The following is a 20,422-nucleotide window of genomic DNA, read 5'->3' as shown; positions in this document are numbered from 1 at the left end:
ATCTCAGGAAGAGTTGCTATACCATGCGTCAGTATTTGAAATACATCATTCCCATCGTTACTCCCCTAATCATTCTTATGTTGCCTTTATCTGCATTTCCATTTGAAGGGCTAACTATTATTCAGCAAAGGGTTATAGCGATATTTTTGCTTGCAGCGCTATGTTGGGTGTTTGAGCCAATACCTATTTACGCAACTTCTGTGGTTATCATTGTCTTACTTTTGTTGATGGTATCAAACAAAGGCGTGTTCTTCTTTCGATTAGATGAAGGGCAAGCCCACTTTGGAGAGTTGCTTCAATATCAGGAGATCATGGCAACCTTTTCAAGCCCAATTATCATGCTTTTCTTAGGTGGATTCTTTTTGGCGATGGCCGCAACGAAATACCGGCTTGATGTCAACTTAGCGCGGGTTTTATTGAAGCCATTTGGTCAACAACCAAAATACGTGATGCTTGGGTTAATGCTGATTACCGGAATATTTTCGATGTTCATGTCGAACACGGCAACAACCGCGATGATGTTATCCATATTGACCCCTGTTATCGCTGTGTTCAGCCCTAAAGACCCCGGACGAATCGCATTTGCATTGTGTATACCTGTCGCCGCTAATATAGGCGGTATTGGCACACCTATTGGTACGCCACCAAATGCGATAGCACTGAAATATTTGGTAGGGGATAACCTCATTACTTTTGGCGAGTGGATGGCATTTGGTGTTCCATTTGTCGTGGTTATGATGGCTCTCGCTTGGTTCTTGATAGGCTTCATTTATAAAGCAGACCAAAAAACCATTGAACTCAGTATCAAAGGTAAATTCCTAAAAACGCCGAAAGCGATAGTCGTTTACGTCACGTTTGCAATGACGATCCTTCTGTGGCTAATGGGTTCTTCTCATGGAATGAACTCCTACACTGTGGCTTTAATCCCAGTTGCGGTGTTCTCGATTACAGGCATTATTAATAAAGAAGACCTTAAGAAAATATCCTGGGATGTACTTTGGTTAGTCTCTGGTGGTATAGCACTTGGTTTAGCACTCGATAAAACAGGTCTTGCACAGTTGATGGTTCATAGCATTCCGTTTGATGCATATTCACCTTACGTTGTTCTATTTGGCGCTGCCTTCTTGTGTTTGTTGATGGCAAACTTCATGTCGCATACAGCAACTGCCAACTTGTTAATGCCAATTATGGCTGCGCTAGGTGCCTCGATGACGTCTCTAACACCATTAGGTGGAGAATTAACATTGATTCTAGTGGTGACTTTTGCAGCGTCATTGGGCATGTCTTTACCTATTAGTACACCGCCAAACGCACTGGCTCACGCCACAGGTCACGTCCAAACGAACCAAATGGCTAAGGTAGGGGTAATCTTGGGTGTGGTTGGCGTTATGCTTAGCTTTGTCTTAGTGTGGATACTGCATTCTGTTGGTCATATAGGTTGATAAGTTTATGCCACAAGAAAAGTTCAAACAGCTAATAAGCCGATATTTTAGTGATGTAGAAAGGCAACTTACGTTAGAGCCGGGCACGGTTGTGTTGGAACAAGGTGAACATAACGACCGCCTTTTCTACGTGCTGGAAGGGGAGCTTGATGGCTATTTTAACGAAAATGCTGAGCTTAAAACGAAGGTGTTTTCAGCCTCGGTAGGCGCTTTTATTGGCGTACACAGTTTCTTTTCAGAGACGTGGATTGCCTCATCAACAGTAGTGACAACGACTCAGACGAAGCTAGCGTGGGTGGATAGAAAAACGCACGCCTATGAACCGAGTGTATATGGGCCGATCACAGCTCAGTTTACTCCGGTAATCGTGAACGAGTTATCCCGTAGACAGCGTAGAGCGACGCAAGAAGCCATTGCAAAAGAGCAAGCGCTTCAAAAATTACATACTGCCGAACAAATGACGACGTTAGGACAGCTTGCAGCGGGCATTGCACATGAATTAAATAACGCGATCGGAGTCGTGAGTAGCAAGTCTGAACGTTTAGAAGCTGTGCTACTTACGTTGCTTGAAGAAGTTCACCCAGAAGCCAGCCAATTTTTTGATCTTGGCTTGATGCAAGGCCAAAAGTGCAGTTCAAGCGAAGTGAGAAAGCGCGGCAAATTATTTGAAGAAAAGTACAAACTCCCTAAAGATACAGCAAGAGACTTAGCTCGAGCGGTCCAAATGGATGAGGTAGGTGAACATTGGTTAAAAGAACCCAATGAGGCGATACGCTATTGGCAAATGGGTAGAGATATTCACGATCTACGCTTAGCGTCTAAACATACTGTTGGAATTGTGAAATCAGTGAAGCAGTTAGGCCGCACCGATATTGATCTAGAAGAAGAGCTAGATATCAATGACACCATTCAGCGAGCGGTAGCGCTGCTGCAGAGTGATTTAAGAAGAGTGTCTGTTCAAATAAGACCCGCAGAATTGCCATTGTTTAGAGGATCTCAAACAGAACTCGTTCAGGTTTGGGTGAACATCATCAAGAATGCTTGTGATGCCATGGAAAACATTGAAGCACCAATCATTGAGATCAAAACACGGGTACATAACAACCGAATTTTAGTGACGGTCACTAATAATGGCCCCGAGATAGAACCATCAATTCGAAGGAAGATATTCCAGCCCAACTTTACGACCAAAAAGGGTGGTCTTTCATTTGGGTTAGGTTTAGGGCTTTCTATCGTAAAACGTATTGTCGCTGGATACGGCGGACACATCGTAGTGAAAAGCGATAGCGAGAAGACGATATTTAGAATCAAGTTACCAATTGAGGATGAACATGGAGAAGCTTAATTTAATTTGCGTTGATGACCAACGAGAAGTGTTGAGCGCGGTACTGCAAGATCTTGAACCGCTTAATCATTGGCTGAATATAGAAGATTGTGAGTCTGCAGATGAAGTGCTTGAATTGATGGATGAGCTCGATTGCGAAGGTGAGATGATCGCAGTCCTGGTATCGGATCATGTCATGCCTGGTAAGACGGGGGTCGAATTACTAACTGAAGTGTCAAAAGATACGCGCTTTTTACACACCAAAAAAATCTTGCTTACCGGTCAGGCAACACATTCAGATACTATTGATGCAATAAATATCGCTGGTATCAATCACTACTTTGAAAAACCTTGGAAAGCCGAGACATTGGTGAGCAGCATCAGAACGCTCGTTACCCAATATGTATTTGACCAAGGGCTTGATTACTCTGATTATCAAAATGAACTTGATCAACAAGTGTTACTTGCCCATCTAAGGTAATCCTTGCGGTAGAAACAGAAAAGCTCAGCAATTGCTGAGCTTTTTATTACCTAAAATTATGAACGATTATATGGTCAGGTAAGAAAGTGAAATATCCGGATTGATCGCTTCAAGTGTTGCCTGAGTGTCCGCTACATGGCTGATATCACCTTCTGTCATCTCGATTAACGCGGCACTCTCAATGTTGCTCATAGACTCGCCATCAAGAAGAAGTTGAATCATCGCAACTTGCAGAGGAGGTAAGCTAGGGTTAAACGCCGCATTTTCTGCGTAAGCACCACTGTAGATCTTACCGCCTTTCACTTGTATTGCTACACCACTTAAGTTTTTGGTGTAGGGCGCATGGCTTGTGTTTAGTCGCTCCAATGCAATGGCCAATAATGGATCATTTTCTCCACAAGAATAGTTGTGATCAACTTTTGTCATAAGCCCTGCAGTAACTCCAAGATCTGCTGGCCCAAAAGACTCAGGTAAGTACTGCTGAAGAGATTTTTGTTCTTTTTGAGGCAGTTGAATAACCAACTCATTGGCGGTAGTGAGCTCATTCATAAACTGGCGACAGTGGCCACATGGGCTAAAGTTGATGGTTATATCCGTCACACCTTCTTCGCCTTTCATCCAAGCGTGGCTGATCGCTGACTGCTCCGCATGAACCGTTTGACCGAGTTGAACACCTGCGATCTCGACATTGGCACCAAAATAAAGACGTCCTGACAAACCGCGAACGATAGCGCCAACGAAAAACTTAGAGATAGGTGCGTATGAAAAAGCAGCAGCAAATGGGAGTAGTGCAACACGTAAATCCGCGTCATTGAGTTTTGAGATCGCTAAAAGCTCTTGAAATTGTTGTTTCGAAATAGTGGCATCGAAGCTTTTGTCACTAATAATAGGGCGAAGAAACTGCGAAATGGCATCGGGTGCATCGTTTAGAGCGAGCTGAAGTTGGGTGTTCATCTTGTGACCTCTTATTCTATCTATTTATCATTCTATTCAATACAGAACATAAAACAGTGACCATTATCACGCTTAACGGTGTAATGAAAGCTTCATTTTCACAGTAAGAGTGATGTCACACAATTGTGGGTCACTAGTTATCGAATAATAGATTAAATCCATTAACAAAATGGTTACATGAAAGCACTTTAGATCATTAGCCAAACAGCAAAGGAAAAGAAAGCCGGCGCTAATATTGAAGTAATAACACCACAAACAACGAGAGCAAGAGAGCTAAAAGCAGCGTCTTTAGGGAATTTCTCTGCACACGTCGCTGTGCCAAGTGCGTGAGAAACGGTGCCCATTGTGAGCCCCCTTGCGATTGGGTGTGTGATATTAAGCACGGAATAGACAGGGTACGCACAAATTGCACCGAACAATCCTACAAGCAATACAAAAATGGCCGCAATAGCTGGCTCACCACCAAGGCTACTGGAGACTTCCATAGCGATAGGTGTTGTAACTGACTTACCGAGTAAACTTGCTATCAGCTCTAGCTCTGCTTTCATAAAAACGGCAATGATGGTTGACGTGAACATAGACATAACGCTACCCACACCACACGCGAGCATTATAATTCTCCAATTTGCGCGTATCTGTGGAAGTTGCTCGTAGAGCGGGTAGGCTAGTGCGACAACGGCGGGTTGCAAAAAGTAATTAATCCAGGCGTTGTCTTGGTAATACTGTTCGTACGGTACTTTTAGCCAGATCAGGATCGGAATTAGAATGCCAATACTGATCATTAATGGGTTAAATAATGGGTTGTTTATCTTCTGGCTAACCCAGCGAGCAAAGAGGAAAACGATGACGGTGATTGGTAGCCACATAACTTATCCTCCTTTTTTAAGTAGGCGATCTAAGAAATAAGCAAGCGACACTAAGACAATGAAACTTGCCCCTATTGTACCAACTAAGATCGGTAACGCGTTTTCAATCAAAGTGTCGAAATGGAGCATTAACCCGACGCTGATGGGAACAAACAGCAATATCATATATCGAATAATTAATGTGGCTGATGGCTTAACCCATTCGACAGAAATGAGGCCACTGGCGAGCAGCGAAAACAGAATAAGCATCCCAAAAATACTTCCGGGTATGGCTGTTTCTAACAGCGCTTGAATGGTGTTGCCAATGAATAAACTCGTCACTATAAGCAACATAGATACGAGATACTTAGCCAATTTGATTGCCATAGCTATTGCGGTGCCTTGTTAATATTTGGATTGCTTGAAAGCGGTTCAGCCACTAAACGAGTTAAGAAGTAAGCTTTTCAACGTAGTGATAAACCGCTTTCAAAATTGCTATTTTCTTCTCATCGCTTTCATGTTCATGAACAAGATTTTCTAGGTTTAACATATACCCTTCGATGTTATTTTCGAAGTACTCTCGGCAGTGGCTGCCCCAGCGTAATTGCTCTTGTTCACTTAATGTCAAAGGGTAGTGTCTTGCGCGGTATCGAAATAGCAGCGGGTCAATTCGCTCGTCACTAAACGTAATATCAAGCGCAGCGAGTTGCGACGGCTCTGTAGAGCGGATTATTTCCATCGACGCCTTGTCGGCTGGAGAGAAAAAGCCCTCGTAGAGTTTTGTGTCTACATCACTGCTTTGTTCATATTCGCGATCGACGCTGTACAACGCGATCAACTTTTCACGAATTTCAGGGTGCTGGCGCAGCATTGCAAGATTTTTTAGACACTGCTCTCGGTCAATACCTATTTGCTCTGCATTTTCAGCAGTAAGAGTCTTAGCTGGAGCAAGAATAGGACACTTGTTTATGTGCAGTAACTTGATGGGAACAGGCAATTCGTCATCCGCTAATTCGCTGCGTTTGGCGTATAAACGCTCGCGTAGTTCATCACTATCTAATTCAAGCAGTGGTGACGGGTCTTTAGCCAAATCAATCACAATAGCGGCGTTTTTGTTGGTTGGATGCCAAGCCATAGGCACAATCCAACTGGTGTAATTGCAATCACGACCAAACATGCCAGAGACGTGCATCAAAGGCGTCATGTTAACGATATCGATCAATTCATTGAGCTTCCGCTTATGGCGCATACTTAAGAAATACCCGAACAGCTTTGGTTGGGCAGCCTTTAGCTTTTTGGCCATTTCTATTGTTGCTATAACATCGGCCATCGCATCGTGCGCATTTTCATGTTCTATGCCATTCTTAACTGAAAGGTGTTCTAGCTTAAAGCTTGTGTAGCCTTCTTCATTTACTGGCCACTCAACACCGTCAGGTCGGAGCGCATGGCAGGCACGCATGACATCGAGTAAATCCCAACGTGAATTGCCATTTTGCCAACTCCAAGCGTACGGGTCGATAAAGTTACGATAGCAAGTGTAGCGAGTGACTTCATCATCAAATCGAATGTTGTTGTAACCAAGGCTAGTCGTATTCGGCTTTGCAAGTTCTTCATGGATCTTTGCTATAAATTCTGGCTCTGGTAGGCCTTGCGACTGCGCTTTCTGAGGCGTAATTCGCGTTATTAGAGCAGCTTCCGGAGCTGGCAAATAATCCGCAGGTGGTTGGCAATAAATAACAAGAGGCTCGCCAATAATATTGAAATCTTCGTCTGTACGAACGCCTGCAAATTGGCTTGGGCGATCTTTCGCTGGACTCGTGCCCCAAGTTTCATAGTCGAAAAAGAAGAAGGTAGGTTGATCGTTGTTATTCATATTGTTTTCATTATGGTTAGAATTCTTCAAAGCGGCCCTTTAGAATCAATCGCTTAACTGCGTATTTTGTGCTATATTTTCTATTCGGTTTTAGTGTTTTTTCGTCGTTCACATTTGCACTTGCGTCCATATATGTGTCTATTTTTAGTAAGCGCTGTGTCCAAATTTTTAAGGAAGAAAATTGAGCATAACCGACAAACAACTAAAGGCCATCGCTAAACTTAGCGAGTACGCTGGAACGGCAGAATTAAAGGATGGTGAGGGGCTAATTGCAAAGATATCGCCCAAAGCAAACATCACATTCCAGTACCGGTGCCGCCACAACGGAATAAACAAACGCATTCGTATAGGCAAGTATCCGATAATCAGCCTAAAGAATGCAAGGCAAATCCACAAAAGGATGTTAGAGCTTAAAGAAGAAGGACGAAATCCAGAGATCGCCATCACAGGCGAGACAGATTTTGTCACTCTCAAAGAGTGCCTTGATTTTTGGTTTGAGAACAAAGTCGCTCATCAAAAGCACGGGACCAGGGTGCTGTATGAATCCGTCGCGAAAAACTACTTCTACAATGCATTCCCTAATGTGAATGTTGAAAAGGTAACAGCCCGAGAGTGGATGCAGTGGTTTGATGGCATAGCCAAGAAGAACCCTAAAACTGCGAATTCAGCATTTTCCAAAATGAGAGCCTGCCTTAACTTCTGTAAATCAAAATTCATAATAGACGGCACCCACTTTGAAAAACTCAAACAGCAAGATGTAGGCGAACCATCGAAAGCGGGGGACAGAGTACTCACGTTACCCGAGTTAGCAAAAGTCTGGATAGCAATAGAACGCAGTAAAGCGGGTACATCAACCAAGAACTTACATCTCATGACAATGTTATGGGGTAACCGATTATCAGAGCTACGTTTAGCAAGGCGTGCTCACTTTGATATGGTCAATGACGTTTGGACCGTACCACCTGAACTGAGCAAAATGGGTAACACCATTCGCAGGCCCATCCCCAAACACATTAAACCGATGCTAGAACGGTTGATGAATATTTACGATGACTACCTTTTCCCTGGTGCATCGCTGCACAAACCAATCAGCATCTCTGCTGCTAATCGCTATATAAGACGCCTGCGTGATTCAATGACGCTCACGCATTGGCGAACGCATGACTTTAGACGAAGCATATCAACGATATGTTCAGAGCTAAAAGCAATGCCACATGTAACAGAGAAGATGCTCGGGCATGAGTTAACCGGTGTAATGGGCGTGTATAACAAGCATGACTGGCTAGCCGATCAGAAAGATGCGTATGAGACATTTTCCGAAGCGTTGTTTGAGCAAGTGAAGAAAGAGTTGGAGGCTATATAGAAGTACTTTAACTAAAACGGCTCGTATTAGGGATCTTACTTATACTCAAAGTGGTTAAATTTGAGTTGCTTGCACACACCGTCCAATCCAGGGAAAAGTGTTGACCAATTAATCCCCATGGACTTTAAGTCTCTCATAATTATATCGCGTTCCTCTGCTGGGATACTAATAGCCTGTATATCTTCAGAGCCTAATTGGTTTAGTAAGTACTGTTCAATATCAACGACATTGGAATACATCGTCATAGCTTGCTGAGGAAGAGCTCTAGGGTTGCTGATATTGGCAAGCTTTACTGAATTTACGGTTGGGATTGGAGTTCTAATTGTAGCTCCTCGACCATTCTTATCACTTATGAGTTTTCGTTCATCTAATACAAAAATAACGGGGTCATCATTAGGAGATAGGGAATAGCGATTTTCAAAAGCAAAAAAAGCAGCGACATATACGCTTAATGACCAATCTAAAAGTGGTGTTGGGTATCCATGGTGTTGTGCTAAATTAAGAAGTGCTCCCAAGTCTCTATCGCTGAATGAGTTGTAACAATATGCGGATACAGAATTGATGTGATCTTCTAAAACAGGAATTAACTCATCAAAGTAGTATACGATATCGGCGTTGCCCGTTCGGTGAAATGATGATTGAAGCGGTTTCGGAGAAGCTTGGCCACGAAACCAAAGACCATCCTTTTGTTCAAAAGCCCATTTTTTGAATCCTTCCCAACTTTTTCGTTGAATAGGTATGGTGGTTCTTGAAGGAAGTATTGATTTACTAAATATTCCTGAATTTTCAGTTTTAAATCCGTTTGGATAAGTTACTTCCCATTTTATATCAAGAGCACCTTCTAACTGTTTTGCTTCAAACGTAAAAAATTTGGGGTACTGGATTTTTCCTGTGTTAATAATATCCTTTACCATATCACTACTAAGTAGCTCACCATTCTCATGGTGTAAGGTCGTAGCTACGGACTTACCTATTAATACATCGTTGACAACTCTTGCCTCAATTTTGTGCCATAGCCAATAAGAATGCTCCCTCCCTAAGTCATCTACGATACTTTCAAATAGAGAAACGGTTCCTCTCAGTCCGTTGGGTTCAAGAGTTTTTGAAATTACAAAGCGATAGGCACAGTCACTTTTGTTTTGGGGTAGCCTCCAGTCACCACTAAAATTGTCGTTATCCATTCTAAGACCTCACTTTATGACTTGAATAGCATAAAGCAATAGGCAAAGATTGGCTCTATTCACGATTAAAAAACATAGACTAAATTAATATAATGTTACTTAGAACAACGTTTTAGAATAATTGTTAGTTAATATCTGAGGTAGGCTATGCAGAATGCCTCATTTCTGATCACGGACGTATAGCCGAAAACAAGGAAGCTTATGCATGGAGACATTTTTATCAATTGTATTACTTGGTTTACTAGCCCTTTGTATTTTGGGTTGGGCTATTAAGCTACTAGAATTTGCTTTGGGCTTGGTTTTTCTAGGTATTATTGTTATGTCTATCTGGGCGATTGTTGCTCTTATTGAAACAGGGTTTTGGCCCGTTGCTTTGATATTGCTTGCCGCTTTGATTGTCGGTGTTGTCTATACATCGACGAATAAATTTAAAGGCAAGCAAGGTGAAGCCAAGGTAAATAAAAAGCTAAGTAAATTATGTAAGAATACGGATAGCCAATTTTTGTCTAATGTGACTATTCATTACAAAAACAGAACAGCTCAGATAGATCATGTTCTAATCACAAAAGCAGGTGTATTTGTCATAGAGACAAAAAACTTTGGCGGAACAATTTTAGCTAATCTCGATGAAATGCAGTGGGTTCAACACCTAGGGGAAACAAGCAACCGTTTCTATAGCCCAACATGGCAAAATGAGACACATATTGCCGCTTTAGACAAATTACTCAATCTTGATAACGCGTTATTTATTAACACCGTCGTCTTCACCCGCACAAAAGAGCCATTGAATTGGGACACCGGTAACCCACTTCTAATAGTTACTCGTCTACAAGAGCTTGAAAAAAAACTAGCGGCATATGAAGGCGAATGGTTTAGTTCAGCTGAAATAAATAAAATCAAAGAAACCATCGAATCAGAGAGATTACCTGTAGGAAGAGAAACTGATAAGTACCACCTTCAAAATATCAACAGAGATAAAGTATAATGTATGTTTTATCTCTGTTGATAATATAAGCATCTATAAAGATTAGAGTGGACATGCATAACTAACTAATTCTCATAGAAAATGATGGTTTTATCTATGGATTAAGATGATACTAACTACAACTATCTAACATTTCCGCCAACCCCATCTTTGAAAATTTGAAAGGTATTGTTTTGCCTCAAAAATCGTTAACGGTATACCAAGCCAATGCATTTTATAATTATTCGATAGGTTTCGATGTTGCTAAAGTCAACTTGCTTAAAACAGCTGATAGATTATTGAAGGCTGGCTTCTCTCAGTCAGTGTACTTTTCTGATTTCAAGTGTATTTATCTTGATACTAATGGTGAAGCTCAATTTGAGATCAATACACCTAAACGAACAGTAACTCCAGGAGCAAGTTGGGAAATAGAATTTGGCGAACATGTGCCAGAGTATATAGTTGCGGATTTAGCTAACTCTTATGAAATTGCCTTCCACGAAAGTGAACTACTTCATGGAGGGTTACCCTATTTACGAGCTAGCTTACCACCAATAGTTCTTGATGACGGAGATTGCCAACTACCGTTATATGCTTCAGTGAAAATCTATTCAGATGGAATTACAATACTAAGTTTTCAATTTGATGCTTCATGGGATGGTTTAGAAGAAAGTGATTTCTTGTCAGAAGTCGTAAATATTTACAAACGCGGATTCAAGGCAATATGGCTTAGTTCCAAAATCCAAGAGTCTGATGCTAAGGTTGTATTGGAAAATGCGTTTGAAAATGAACTTTCTATTGCTGGAGAGCATGTTGCTGGAAAGAAAGCGAAAAAGATTATTAAAAAAATGAAAAAGCACAGCCAAAAGGTGCTGGACGAATCGCTTAGTAGCGGAGGGCAATCGTTCCACCTAGCAGGCTTTGAATGGTTTTTGCATAAAATTGCTGGTACTGAAAACGATGAATCGTGCGAATCAACAGTAGAAATTTGTCGTTCGATATATTGTAATGTGTTGAGTGGTGTGGTGGTTGCTGATGAAAACGAAAAACAAACGCCCCCTCATAACTTTATATGGCAAGGCCGCCCATCAGTTGCGCTACTCCGATTCAAAAATCAACCAGATACAAAAGACGACCTATATAAAAGCTTTTCGGACTCAATATCGAAAATTCTATTAAGAACTGACGGCATTAGTAACGTACCTAATCTTCCTCCCGATTTAAGGTTATTTGAAGATTATTGTTTACACGCAAATCGCTCTATTTTTCTATGGACATGGTTGAAACCTACGAATAGTCCAGAGAATGTATGGGAAGATCTTAATACCCCGACTAAGATTTTTCAAAACCAGGCTAGAACTGAGCATATAGAGTACCATAATCTAAAAATTGCGAGAGCCTGCTCTTGGGCCTGCAACCCTCTTAGCAATGACTATTTATTGAGTGCTTATGAAACACTCGCAAGTTCAGAAAGTATGCTTCACCAAAGTAGCAACTCTGGTGAAGTATCATCAGCACTTTCTTACTTGATTGAACAGTTCGGTACATCAAGATTAGTTGGATCAGCGAAAGAGTCCGCTAGATATCACCTTGATGAACAGAGATTTAGGGTAGATAAAGCTAAAACTCGTAGTGACCGTTGGTTAACATTTGTTTTCGGTTTAGTTGGAGCAACAAGTTTAGCTGAATTTGTGATTCACCCATTTGTTAAGGAAATTTGGCCTTCGCTAAAAACCTTAAATAGTCCTCTTGTATCATTGGGTATTTCAACAGGCCTACTATTAATAATTGCAATTCTCATATGGAGTATTAATAGCAGAAAAACGTGAAACGGTAGTAGGAGTAGATTACTGGCAATTGATTTGCACTCGTTAGAAACCTTCCTCGTTAGAATAACTACATCACTCGCCCTTAAAACCACCCTCATGCTCAACCCATTCCATGACAGCGGCACGAATCCAACGGAGTGGGGCTTTGCTTATAGGGTCGGGGAAGCCTCGGTGGTTACGCCAAGCGATGATTGTAGTGCGTTTTTTACTGAAGAAATCTAGAACCTCTTGATGGCACATGATCGTGTTAGATGACTCATAGTATTTCTTAGCATCATAAACAGCGGGTTGAGATGACGGCTGTTTGGTCGCTACGAATGCTGGTGGCGTGTATGAAAAAGAGACGCTTTGATTTGAATCTTGAGAGTAGCTCATTGCACTAATTCCTTTTATTGATTGGCCGTTGGTCAGTCGGCTTATATTATTTCGCTGAAGTTTTATTGCTTTGCATGTAACACACGTAAAAAACAACACAGATAACGCCGTATATCAGTAACATCTTCATAAGCTTGCATCCTTAATGCTTGGCATTAGCCGCACTCGGTTAATTGTGTGCCAGCACATTGCATCACCCTTGAATAAACCGCCCTCACGTAACTTTGCGCAACCAAGTGGTAATTGTTCACCGCACTTGCTGCATGCACCCAAATCATTTTCAATCGTAGGTATTTCAGCGTGAACTCGGTGAATGAGTGACTGCAACGTTTCAACATGAGAGCTAGGCTCGGAAGGGTAAGAAAAGAACCGGCATATCTCGTCGAGCTTCTTTTGTTCCTGATGACAAAGTGAAACCCGAATATCTAATTCGCCGGCGTTCTTACGTTTATCACGCAAGCGTTGGGCTCGGTTTGCTGCCAGTTTTTTCTTACGTTCGTCACTCATGCCGATTTTCTCTTCTTAACATTGAGTGCCGCTTTCTTCTTAACGGGTGAAAGTAGTTGTTTGGCTCGGGCTAGGCAGTAATCAAAAGCTTTACCGCCGCGAGCACCACCAAAAGTAGCCGTAGTTCGATAGGTTTCAATAGCATGATCACAACCACGGCTGATCTCGTTTGACTCGTAACCTTCGGCCTTTAAGATTTGGCGTATATGCTTATCAATAAACGTTTCGTGATTGTTCCTTAGCTCTAAAGTACTCATTGCATTGTCCTTATTTGGGGTGATTCCCCGCAATCAGGTAGACGCTTGTCAGAGTGGTCAGCCCTGTATATACTTGATTGCGAGGCTTTGGTTCTAAACGAAAGTTCTCATTGCACAAAGTAAGCCCTTATTGGTTTGGTCACCGATAGGGGTTTTCTCTTTTCTAGGCACTTGCCATCACTATTCCGCTCAACTTATTGCTCAGTTGGTCAGAAAGAGCGTTGAACTGATTGATGATGAGTGCGTCTTCACTGCCCACACTAAACTCCACGTTTTCGCATTGGCTGCTGAGTTTGATCAGCTGTTGAAGCTCGTCATAGAGTGGGTCGTCTTTTGGCGTGTTTGCCAGGTAATACTCAAAGCTCGATTTATGAAGCTGAATTGCTTTGGAGCCTTCTAGAGTTTTGTTGATGGTCTTAATATTCAAAGTTGTCATTTCGATTCCCTTTAACACCTTAGGTTGTATTTAACCTTACAACTAAAGTTTCAATAGTGTCAACACCTAAAGTTGTTATTTAAGGAAATAAAAAAGCCCGCTGAAAAGCGAGCTTCTAGATATTTTGAATTATAAGTCCATTATGACTTGCTTAACATACCCAACGATTCGACAGTTTCCGTTGATTGGAATAGGGTCATATTTTGGATTAAGTGGTAGCAAAAACTTCTGAGGACCATCAATTTCTAATTTTTTAATGGTAGCTTCAGGGGCATCATTCAGCGTCGCAACGACAATTTTTCCGTTGTCAGGACAACTACATGGTTCAACTATAACGATAGACCCTGCGGGAATCGAAGGGGAGCCGTGAGGGTTCGTCATAGAATTTCCAGTAACTCTCATTGCAAAAGCATTTTGTGGTAAATGTTTAGTCGTGATTTGATACTGAAGGTCTGTTGTATCAAGGTCGACTTTACCCCAAGAGCCTGCCTGGACTTGGCTTAGAATAGGAACTCTGTGCAAACTGAGTTCTGGTTCATCTATGAATATAATGTCTGGAAGTGCATTTTTTTTCACTTCGATTGGTGATGCAGGGTTCGTGGTTGTCGTTGGAAATGGATTAGATAAACCATGTAGCCAACTAGCATCACAACGCAATGCTTCAGCTAACTGAACGATATTACGAGGCTTAGAAGTTCTGCCATCTTCTATCTTATGAATAGACTGCTGAGCAACACCTACTTTTTCAGCTAGTTCCGCTTGAGATAACCCTAGCTCTTTCCTACGTTGCTTTACTCGATCAGCAAGACTCATCTACAAACCCCTCTAATTAAACCCTTTCGGATATGTTCATTATCACAACAAAACGTGTTATTTGACAAACAACAAAAGTTGTAATTAAATAAACAACCTAAGTTGTAATTAGCTGAGAGGAAAAAATGTCAGCCATTAAACGTTCAACAGAAATTTTAGGAGGACAAACGCCATTAGCAAAGTTATTAGGTGTCAGCCAATCACACGTATGGAACTGGATTAACCGAAAGCACCAAGCTCCTGCGAGGTATATACGTGCAATTTCTAAAGCTACTGGCGGAAAGGTTTCAGTTAAAGAGTTACTGAGTGACCACGAAGAGAATACTACCGAATAACAACTTTGCCTGATCACCAACATTCAGGGTAACCAAAAAGTAAGGAACACTTATGCAGCCCAGTTTAAAAAGCGTTATGCATAACGCAGTCGTCGCATGGCGAAGTGACGCAACCAAAGAACAGATCGCCGAATACGTCTCTCGCTTCTATCACAAGATGAAAATCTTCGAAGAGGAGGATTGCCAACCAGAGCCCATTCTCAAAGTGCCGTCTGCTTTGAACAACCCAAACAATACTCAAAACCTGTTTCGCTACATTAGCCGAACCAGTATTGAAGCAAAAGCCAACGTGATGGATCTGCTTCCTGCCATCATCGTATCTATGCCAAAGGCGAGGGCAACCGCTGCGCTCAACCAGTTCTTAAACCCGCTTGGTTATTCAGTAGCGGCGATTGGTTCGTGCAAAACAATGGCAAACCGCGACCAACTACTGGCCGATTTCAGCAAAGAATCATCAGAAGCTTTCCGCTCAGTACTTCTTTTAAGTGAACACGCGACGCATGACCAGCTTCGCGAAGCTTACAAAGAACTGCAAGAAAGCGCCGGCTCTCACGATCCTTTGCTTCAGTACATTGAAACGTTAATGGCGCAAAAAGGCTGACCACCTATTTGCTGTGTTCAACACAATCAAGAGAACTTTGTGCAATGAGTCTTTCTTATCAAAATTACTTCGGCCAAATGCTGTGGATAGCAAACAACGGCAACTGTCGGTTTGTTGTGTCGCGCACTAAAGCCAAGCAAATACTGGAATCAATGAAGGCGAGGGTAGTGAAATGATTGAATTTCTAGATCGCCCCATCGCTTTTCATCGGCCATTCGTGAAACTGGGTATCGGTATTACAGGTGCGTTAATGCTGAGCCAATCGATTTATTGGAGCCGCAGAACGAACGCTTCAGGTTGGTTCTATAAAACTCAGTGTGAATGGGAAGAAGAAACTGGAATGACACGCAGGGAGTTAGATACAGCGCGTAAAAAACTGCGTCAGATAGGCATTCTTGAAGAGAAAAAGCAGGGCGTTCCGTGTCGAATATTCTACAGAATTAATGAGCCAAACTTGGTTGCACAATTAGAGCAAACTAGTTTGGCGCAATCCGCCAAACAGTGCAGTACAAATGCGCCAACCAGTACTGCACAAAACCGCCAAACTAAAACAGAGATTACACAGAGACTACCAGAGACTACTAACAATATTGATCATATCTTTGAGGCTGAATCGTGCTTTGAGCGGCTGTGGGCTGAGTTTCCAACCAAGAAAGCCAAGAAACATGCATTGGCAAAATTCAAAGCCTCGGTGAAAGCCCAGAGTGATCCAATTCAAGAGTTCACCAACAAGCTCTGCCAAGACATTCAAACACGCAAAGCCAACCGCCAGTTTGGGTTCGACAAGCTGCACCTCACGACATACTTGAATCAAGAACGATGGAATGATGATCATGAAACCAATCAATCAAGCACTGCTAAGCCAAGCCATCAACAAAACCGAGTCGATCAACACAACGCAGAACTGCTCGAACGCTACGGACACACTGCCACACCAAGTGGACGATCAGGTGATCCAACTGAGCATTCCCGATTGGATTCAAGCCAAGTTTGTCGAGGCATACGGAGCGAAGTGGCCGAACAAGGCACTACCATCGACTTGGGTTCAAGCGATTACCACAATGTCGGTGAGTGATATTCGTCGCGCTGTAAATCAATCGTTGCTTGGGGAAGACGAGTGGCCGCCAAGCTTGCCCAAGTTCGTGTCGATGGGGCGTGAAGAACTGGTTGATATGGATGAAGCGTTTGCACGAATGATCCGTTCAAAACCGAAAGGGGATATTGAGTATTGGGCAGCGCAAGAGGTGGGTTTTATGTGCCGTGGATACCTAAGTGAACGTGATGCCAGGGCGAAGTACAAAAAGGCGTTGAGAAAGTACGCCGATAAAGCGCGAGCTGGGTCTTTACCGAAGCGAAACACAATGCGTTTGCACGACAAATCAAACGTGAAACCAATCAGCGATATTGAGCGACCACTACCAGAGCAGTTTGAAATAAGCTCGGTATTTGCAAGAGTCGCAGCAATGGGGGCGAGGGCATAATGAAGTTTGAAAAGATAATAGCTAAATTCAACGTCAAAGGGATCAACTACGAACCATCGCTAGGGGGGAGGGCGTTACTGTCACTGGAAGAACAACTGGCAACGGTAGGCTTAGCATGGAAGGATTCACCCGTTGGCTTTCTAGTGCTGTTTGTTGAGTGCATAGCAGACCAACATGCCTACAAAACCTTATGCAAAGCGACCTTGGTTGAGGCTCAGATGTTAATGCAGTCATGGCGAGGCCCATTCCCAGAAAAGGCGTTAGAGGCTTTGGTGGTGACAGCCATTGCAGAAGCGACTCAACAGTTTGGCCAAGTTTGCCCTGAATGCAACGGTAGCGGTAAATACACTGCTAAGAACCGAGCAAGAAGAACCTGCCCATGCTGCGACGGTGGCCGAATAGGGTGGACACAAGAAACCCGGTTCGCGTTCTTCTGCCAAAAGCTACCCATCACGTTCTCACGCTTCAAGAAGTACGAACCGATATTAGCGAAGTTGGTTAACTACCTAACCGCCAAACGCAACGCCGCAGCCTTAGCGTTGCAGGATAGGGTAGAACGGGAGAAGGAAGTGGCTTAGTAAATAGAGCCCAATTCAAACGGGAATGTTGAATCGTGTAACTGATAATTTGGATTGTGAGTTGTGCGCTGAATCGTTAGAGCGTAGATATGGTGGGCGATACCACGCTGTGGTGTTATGTAGGCGTAGGCAGTTCTGACCTTCGGCCTACATCAACACCATCGCTTGTTGATTTATGGAAGCCCCCATTTGGGGGCTGAAGTTATTACTATGGAAAATATTTAGTTTGTGTGCCATTAAATTGATTTATAAGCTCGGTTTTTACGGATGGATGATTATCGAAAACTGACATCCAAATTGACCAGCCACCACGGGCTTTAGCTAAATCAATAATCGTTTCTTCGTCAGCTTTATTAGATCTAAATTTTTTTAGATACCTTTCAGCCAACTGCCAAGTACGCATCCTTTCTTCCCATCGTTTATCTTTGTCACTAAGATCTTTATGGCCAGGGACTCTATCCAAGCCTACAAGCTTAATTAAGTTTGTAGCTTTTGTTTGCTCATTAACAGTTGATAAGAGCGTTGCGTTCACTTTAACTTGGCCCGATGAATTGTACGTGAATATTTCGAAAGTATTATGAACTGTCGGAAAGTACATACCGGTTACTGGTTTTTGGGATTTAATAGTATTGCAGTTTTTGCAAGCTAAAACGAAGTTACGCCATAGGTATGTACGTTTAGTATGCGTATTCTTATCCCTAACATGTTCAACTTCTAATGATGCGAAAGGTACATAGATTTCACAGTAAGAGCAATAGTGCCCAATGGCTTGAATTAATTCGTTTTTTGAGCTCCCGTAAGGATTGTATATTAACTTATTAGGAGGAAACGCTTTAATCGATTTGTTTAGTGGTCGCATCAAGAGCTCTTTCGTTCTGCTTGGAGTAAAGCGACTAATGCCGGATCATCGTTAAATTGGTACTCAATATCATCTAACTTTTCTCTTAAAGCATTAATATCTTTATCGCTACCCTCTTCGAGGAGTGAAAAGTATTTTTCAGCTAATTTCATATATTCTTGATACTGTTCACTACGCCTAGCATTTTTAACTTCCATTTCGTCTTCTACAATATCTTCTAGCCCCTTTAAATGAGTATTGTCCGATACTGTTTTGATGCCAAACTTACTTAGTTTGATTACTTCTGAGCCTTTTACAGATTGGATAATGAAGGCTGAGTGAGACGTAACAATAAACTGGATGCTAGGAAAGGCTTTTTTCAATGATGAAACTATAGTTTTTTGCCAATCTGGATGTAGGTGCATATCTAATTCATCGATTAGAACTACACCTTCAGTAGCGATCACAGCTTCACTTTTTAGGTGGGGGTTAAGTTTTATAGCACGGTAAGCAATATCGCCGGCCAATCGGATTATATTTCTATAGCCGCTACTAAGCATGTTAAAAGTTTCCCATGCGCCATCATGGGATTTGGCCATTAAAGTTTTGTGTTGATGGCTATATGTGATTTTTTCCCAACCAGGAACCATGGTGGTTATTGCTTGACAGAAAGCATTATAAAGCTCAGGGTCTCTGCCTAGTTTTAAAATTGAATCTTCATAGTCTGCAAACCAGTTAACAAAACGCTCTGAAAAAGATCGTGGGTCTAAAGCGGCAACGTAGCCATCAAGCCTCGTAGAGGCTTTGCGACTGCGTTGAGCTCTTTCGTTAAATAAACGTTCAGTTCCATAATATGCAATCAAAGGCAGAGTTGTGGTGTCATTTTCTTCAAATATGTTTCGGCACAGTTCTGAAGAAAAATCGATGAGATCATTCGCATCTTTATATGACGTAGACCCACCCTCCGTTTTGTCGGTGTCTCGAAACCAACTGAAGATATTCTTTCCAATGGTGTGGTCGAGAGTGATTTTAAAAGGAAGTTTATAGTTAATGTGGGTGTCAGTGACAGTAGTTCTCTTTTCACAATGTTTTAAGGACCGAAGCTCAATGTTACTGTCCCCACTAACTTTTTTTACGCCAATAAAGTACGTACCTAATGCATAAGAGACTGCATCCAGGAAACTTGTTTTACCAGTAGCATTATCACCAATTAAGATATTGAATTCTTGATTCAGTTCGACTTCAAGCTCGCTGAAGCACTTAAAATTTTTAATTTTTATTTTCTGAATTTTCATTCTGGTATGCCCAGTGCTTTGATCTAGTTAATCAACATTTTACACTATGTAACTCATTGTTTGTATATAGGAAGAGCAATGTTTCTATATAAATAAATTTAGTGTATTGGTTTGTTTCATTGTGTTGTGGCTATTTCATTTCGGATAGCATATTGTTGATGTGATATCATCTGTAACATACTGTTATAAATAAACTTTGTTGATATATTTGATTTTCATGTGCATAGTGATGCAAGGTTACCTAACTCTGGATTGAAATAGCAATGAGGAAAATTGAACACGTAAATACGTTAAAACAATTTGAATACAAAGGGTTCGAAGCTGATCTTACTCTTGATAACAATCAAGATATTGAATTTGTAGCAAGTTTAAGTACCACGCATTTTGAAAAATTCACCCGCCCGATTCGTAGAAATACAGAAAGTGAGCTGAAAGTTGCGCTCCAAGACCTGGTGGACGAGTACTATCGTGAGAATAAAAAACACTTCCCGTCAGACCTTCGAACTACAACCAAAGCGTATTGGCTCTTAGGTGTATTTTCGGCTCTATGGATGGCTTTTATTGCACTTTCTTATTTGTTAGGTATCGCCCCTGAGAACAGTGTTGGTTTACCTAACGAAATTTGGTGGTCTACATATAGTACTTTCTTT

General features: G+C 41.9%; 24 protein-coding genes. 12 read left to right on the top strand and 12 right to left on the bottom strand.

Annotated elements, in window-relative coordinates:
• Nucleotides 1–23 precede the first annotated feature (23 nt).
• The 3 genes from BCU12_RS03175 to BCU12_RS03165 are packed head-to-tail and all read left to right on the top strand — an operon-like array spanning nt 24 to nt 3,247.
• Nucleotides 24–1,442 carry an SLC13 family permease gene (locus tag BCU12_RS03175; RefSeq protein ID WP_102402942.1) on the top strand — a complete coding sequence of 473 codons (1,419 nt, stop codon included), beginning with the start codon at nt 24–26 and terminating at the stop codon, nt 1,440–1,442.
• A gap of 7 nt (nt 1,443–1,449) precedes the next feature.
• Nucleotides 1,450–2,787, top strand: coding sequence for an ATP-binding protein (locus BCU12_RS03170; RefSeq protein ID WP_102402941.1), 1,338 nt, complete (start codon nt 1,450–1,452; stop codon nt 2,785–2,787).
• The gene (locus BCU12_RS03165; protein ID WP_102402940.1) at nt 2,774–3,247 is read left to right on the top strand and encodes a response regulator; all 474 of its coding nucleotides are present in this window, start codon (nt 2,774–2,776) and stop codon (nt 3,245–3,247) included. The genes BCU12_RS03170 and BCU12_RS03165 overlap by 14 nt, the downstream gene beginning before the upstream one ends.
• Before the next feature lie 66 nt (nt 3,248–3,313).
• Here the strand turns inward: BCU12_RS03165 and cdd are convergent, their stop codons facing one another.
• From cdd to sbcB, 4 genes are all read right to left on the bottom strand, one after another.
• Nucleotides 3,314–4,201, bottom strand: coding sequence for a cytidine deaminase (gene cdd / locus BCU12_RS03160; RefSeq protein WP_102402939.1), 888 nt, complete (start codon nt 4,199–4,201; stop codon nt 3,314–3,316).
• A gap of 188 nt (nt 4,202–4,389) precedes the next feature.
• A complete protein-coding gene (locus BCU12_RS03155; RefSeq protein WP_102402938.1) occupies nt 4,390–5,067 on the bottom strand; it encodes a CidB/LrgB family autolysis modulator in 678 nt (225 codons plus the stop codon).
• 3 nt (nt 5,068–5,070) lie between these two features.
• Entirely contained in the window at nt 5,071–5,433 is a 363-nt protein-coding gene (locus BCU12_RS03150; protein WP_102402937.1) for a CidA/LrgA family protein, read from the bottom strand.
• Between the two features lie 61 nt (nt 5,434–5,494).
• Nucleotides 5,495–6,919: an exodeoxyribonuclease I gene (gene sbcB, locus BCU12_RS03145; protein ID WP_102402936.1), complete on the bottom strand. Its 1,425-nt coding sequence runs from the start codon at nt 6,917–6,919 to the stop codon at nt 5,495–5,497.
• 181 nt (nt 6,920–7,100) lie between these two features.
• Here sbcB and BCU12_RS03140 point away from each other — a divergent pair, with 181 nt between their 5' ends.
• Nucleotides 7,101–8,282, top strand: coding sequence for a site-specific integrase (locus BCU12_RS03140; RefSeq protein ID WP_102402935.1), 1,182 nt, complete (start codon nt 7,101–7,103; stop codon nt 8,280–8,282).
• A 35-nt stretch (nt 8,283–8,317) separates the two neighbouring features.
• Here the strand turns inward: BCU12_RS03140 and BCU12_RS03135 are convergent, their stop codons facing one another.
• The gene (locus BCU12_RS03135; protein WP_102402934.1) at nt 8,318–9,463 is read right to left on the bottom strand and encodes an FRG domain-containing protein; all 1,146 of its coding nucleotides are present in this window, start codon (nt 9,461–9,463) and stop codon (nt 8,318–8,320) included.
• A 205-nt stretch (nt 9,464–9,668) separates the two neighbouring features.
• On the opposite strand from BCU12_RS03135, the gene BCU12_RS03130 reads away from it, so the two are divergent.
• Nucleotides 9,669–10,448: a nuclease-related domain-containing protein gene (locus BCU12_RS03130; protein ID WP_102402933.1), complete on the top strand. Its 780-nt coding sequence runs from the start codon at nt 9,669–9,671 to the stop codon at nt 10,446–10,448.
• A gap of 173 nt (nt 10,449–10,621) precedes the next feature.
• Nucleotides 10,622–12,256: a hypothetical protein gene (locus BCU12_RS03125; RefSeq protein WP_102402932.1), complete on the top strand. Its 1,635-nt coding sequence runs from the start codon at nt 10,622–10,624 to the stop codon at nt 12,254–12,256.
• A 72-nt stretch (nt 12,257–12,328) separates the two neighbouring features.
• On the opposite strand, the gene BCU12_RS03120 is transcribed toward BCU12_RS03125, so the two are convergent.
• The 5 genes from BCU12_RS03120 to BCU12_RS03100 form a co-directional block, all read right to left on the bottom strand.
• Nucleotides 12,329–12,631 (bottom strand): hypothetical protein, encoded by a 303-nt coding sequence (locus BCU12_RS03120; RefSeq protein WP_102402931.1) that lies wholly within the window; start codon nt 12,629–12,631, stop codon nt 12,329–12,331.
• 126 nt (nt 12,632–12,757) lie between these two features.
• Nucleotides 12,758–13,138, bottom strand: a complete 381-nt coding sequence (locus tag BCU12_RS03115; RefSeq protein ID WP_102402930.1) for a hypothetical protein — start codon at nt 13,136–13,138, stop codon at nt 12,758–12,760.
• Nucleotides 13,135–13,395: a hypothetical protein gene (locus tag BCU12_RS03110; RefSeq protein ID WP_102402929.1), complete on the bottom strand. Its 261-nt coding sequence runs from the start codon at nt 13,393–13,395 to the stop codon at nt 13,135–13,137. Before BCU12_RS03110 ends, BCU12_RS03115 begins: the two co-directional genes overlap by 4 nt.
• Nucleotides 13,396–13,558: 163 nt before the next feature.
• Nucleotides 13,559–13,831, bottom strand: coding sequence for a hypothetical protein (locus BCU12_RS03105; protein ID WP_102402928.1), 273 nt, complete (start codon nt 13,829–13,831; stop codon nt 13,559–13,561).
• A gap of 129 nt (nt 13,832–13,960) precedes the next feature.
• A complete protein-coding gene (locus BCU12_RS03100; protein ID WP_102402927.1) occupies nt 13,961–14,644 on the bottom strand; it encodes a LexA family transcriptional regulator in 684 nt (227 codons plus the stop codon).
• A 125-nt stretch (nt 14,645–14,769) separates the two neighbouring features.
• On the opposite strand from BCU12_RS03100, the gene BCU12_RS03095 reads away from it, so the two are divergent.
• From BCU12_RS03095 to BCU12_RS03075, 5 genes are all read left to right on the top strand, one after another.
• Nucleotides 14,770–14,979, top strand: a complete 210-nt coding sequence (locus BCU12_RS03095; RefSeq protein WP_102402926.1) for a helix-turn-helix domain-containing protein — start codon at nt 14,770–14,772, stop codon at nt 14,977–14,979.
• A gap of 52 nt (nt 14,980–15,031) precedes the next feature.
• Nucleotides 15,032–15,580 carry a toxin YdaT family protein gene (locus BCU12_RS03090; protein WP_102402925.1) on the top strand — a complete coding sequence of 183 codons (549 nt, stop codon included), beginning with the start codon at nt 15,032–15,034 and terminating at the stop codon, nt 15,578–15,580.
• Nucleotides 15,581–15,830: 250 nt separating this feature from the next.
• On the top strand, nt 15,831–16,655 hold the full coding sequence (locus BCU12_RS03085; protein ID WP_102402943.1) for a hypothetical protein: 825 nt from the start codon (nt 15,831–15,833) through the stop codon (nt 16,653–16,655).
• Nucleotides 16,642–17,061 (top strand): hypothetical protein, encoded by a 420-nt coding sequence (locus BCU12_RS03080; protein WP_102402924.1) that lies wholly within the window; start codon nt 16,642–16,644, stop codon nt 17,059–17,061. The genes BCU12_RS03085 and BCU12_RS03080 overlap by 14 nt, the downstream gene beginning before the upstream one ends.
• Nucleotides 17,061–17,639, top strand: a complete 579-nt coding sequence (locus BCU12_RS03075; RefSeq protein WP_102402923.1) for a hypothetical protein — start codon at nt 17,061–17,063, stop codon at nt 17,637–17,639. Before BCU12_RS03080 ends, BCU12_RS03075 begins: the two co-directional genes overlap by 1 nt.
• A gap of 208 nt (nt 17,640–17,847) precedes the next feature.
• Here BCU12_RS03075 and BCU12_RS03070 read toward each other — a convergent pair whose 3' ends face one another.
• The gene (locus BCU12_RS03070; protein WP_102402922.1) at nt 17,848–18,498 is read right to left on the bottom strand and encodes an HNH endonuclease; all 651 of its coding nucleotides are present in this window, start codon (nt 18,496–18,498) and stop codon (nt 17,848–17,850) included.
• The gene (locus BCU12_RS03065; protein ID WP_241909734.1) at nt 18,498–19,772 is read right to left on the bottom strand and encodes an AAA family ATPase; all 1,275 of its coding nucleotides are present in this window, start codon (nt 19,770–19,772) and stop codon (nt 18,498–18,500) included. Before BCU12_RS03065 ends, BCU12_RS03070 begins: the two co-directional genes overlap by 1 nt.
• 263 nt (nt 19,773–20,035) lie before the next feature.
• Here BCU12_RS03065 and BCU12_RS03060 point away from each other — a divergent pair.
• The coding region (locus tag BCU12_RS03060; protein ID WP_133153802.1) for a hypothetical protein at nt 20,036–20,422 on the top strand (387 nt) is incomplete at its 3' end.

Origin of the sequence: Vibrio sp. 10N.261.55.A7 (genome assembly GCF_002877365.1) — a bacterium.
Lineage (GTDB): Bacteria > Pseudomonadota > Gammaproteobacteria > Enterobacterales > Vibrionaceae > Vibrio.
The sequence above is the reverse complement of the archived record's forward strand: the minus strand, read 5'-3'. Positions and strand labels throughout refer to the sequence as shown.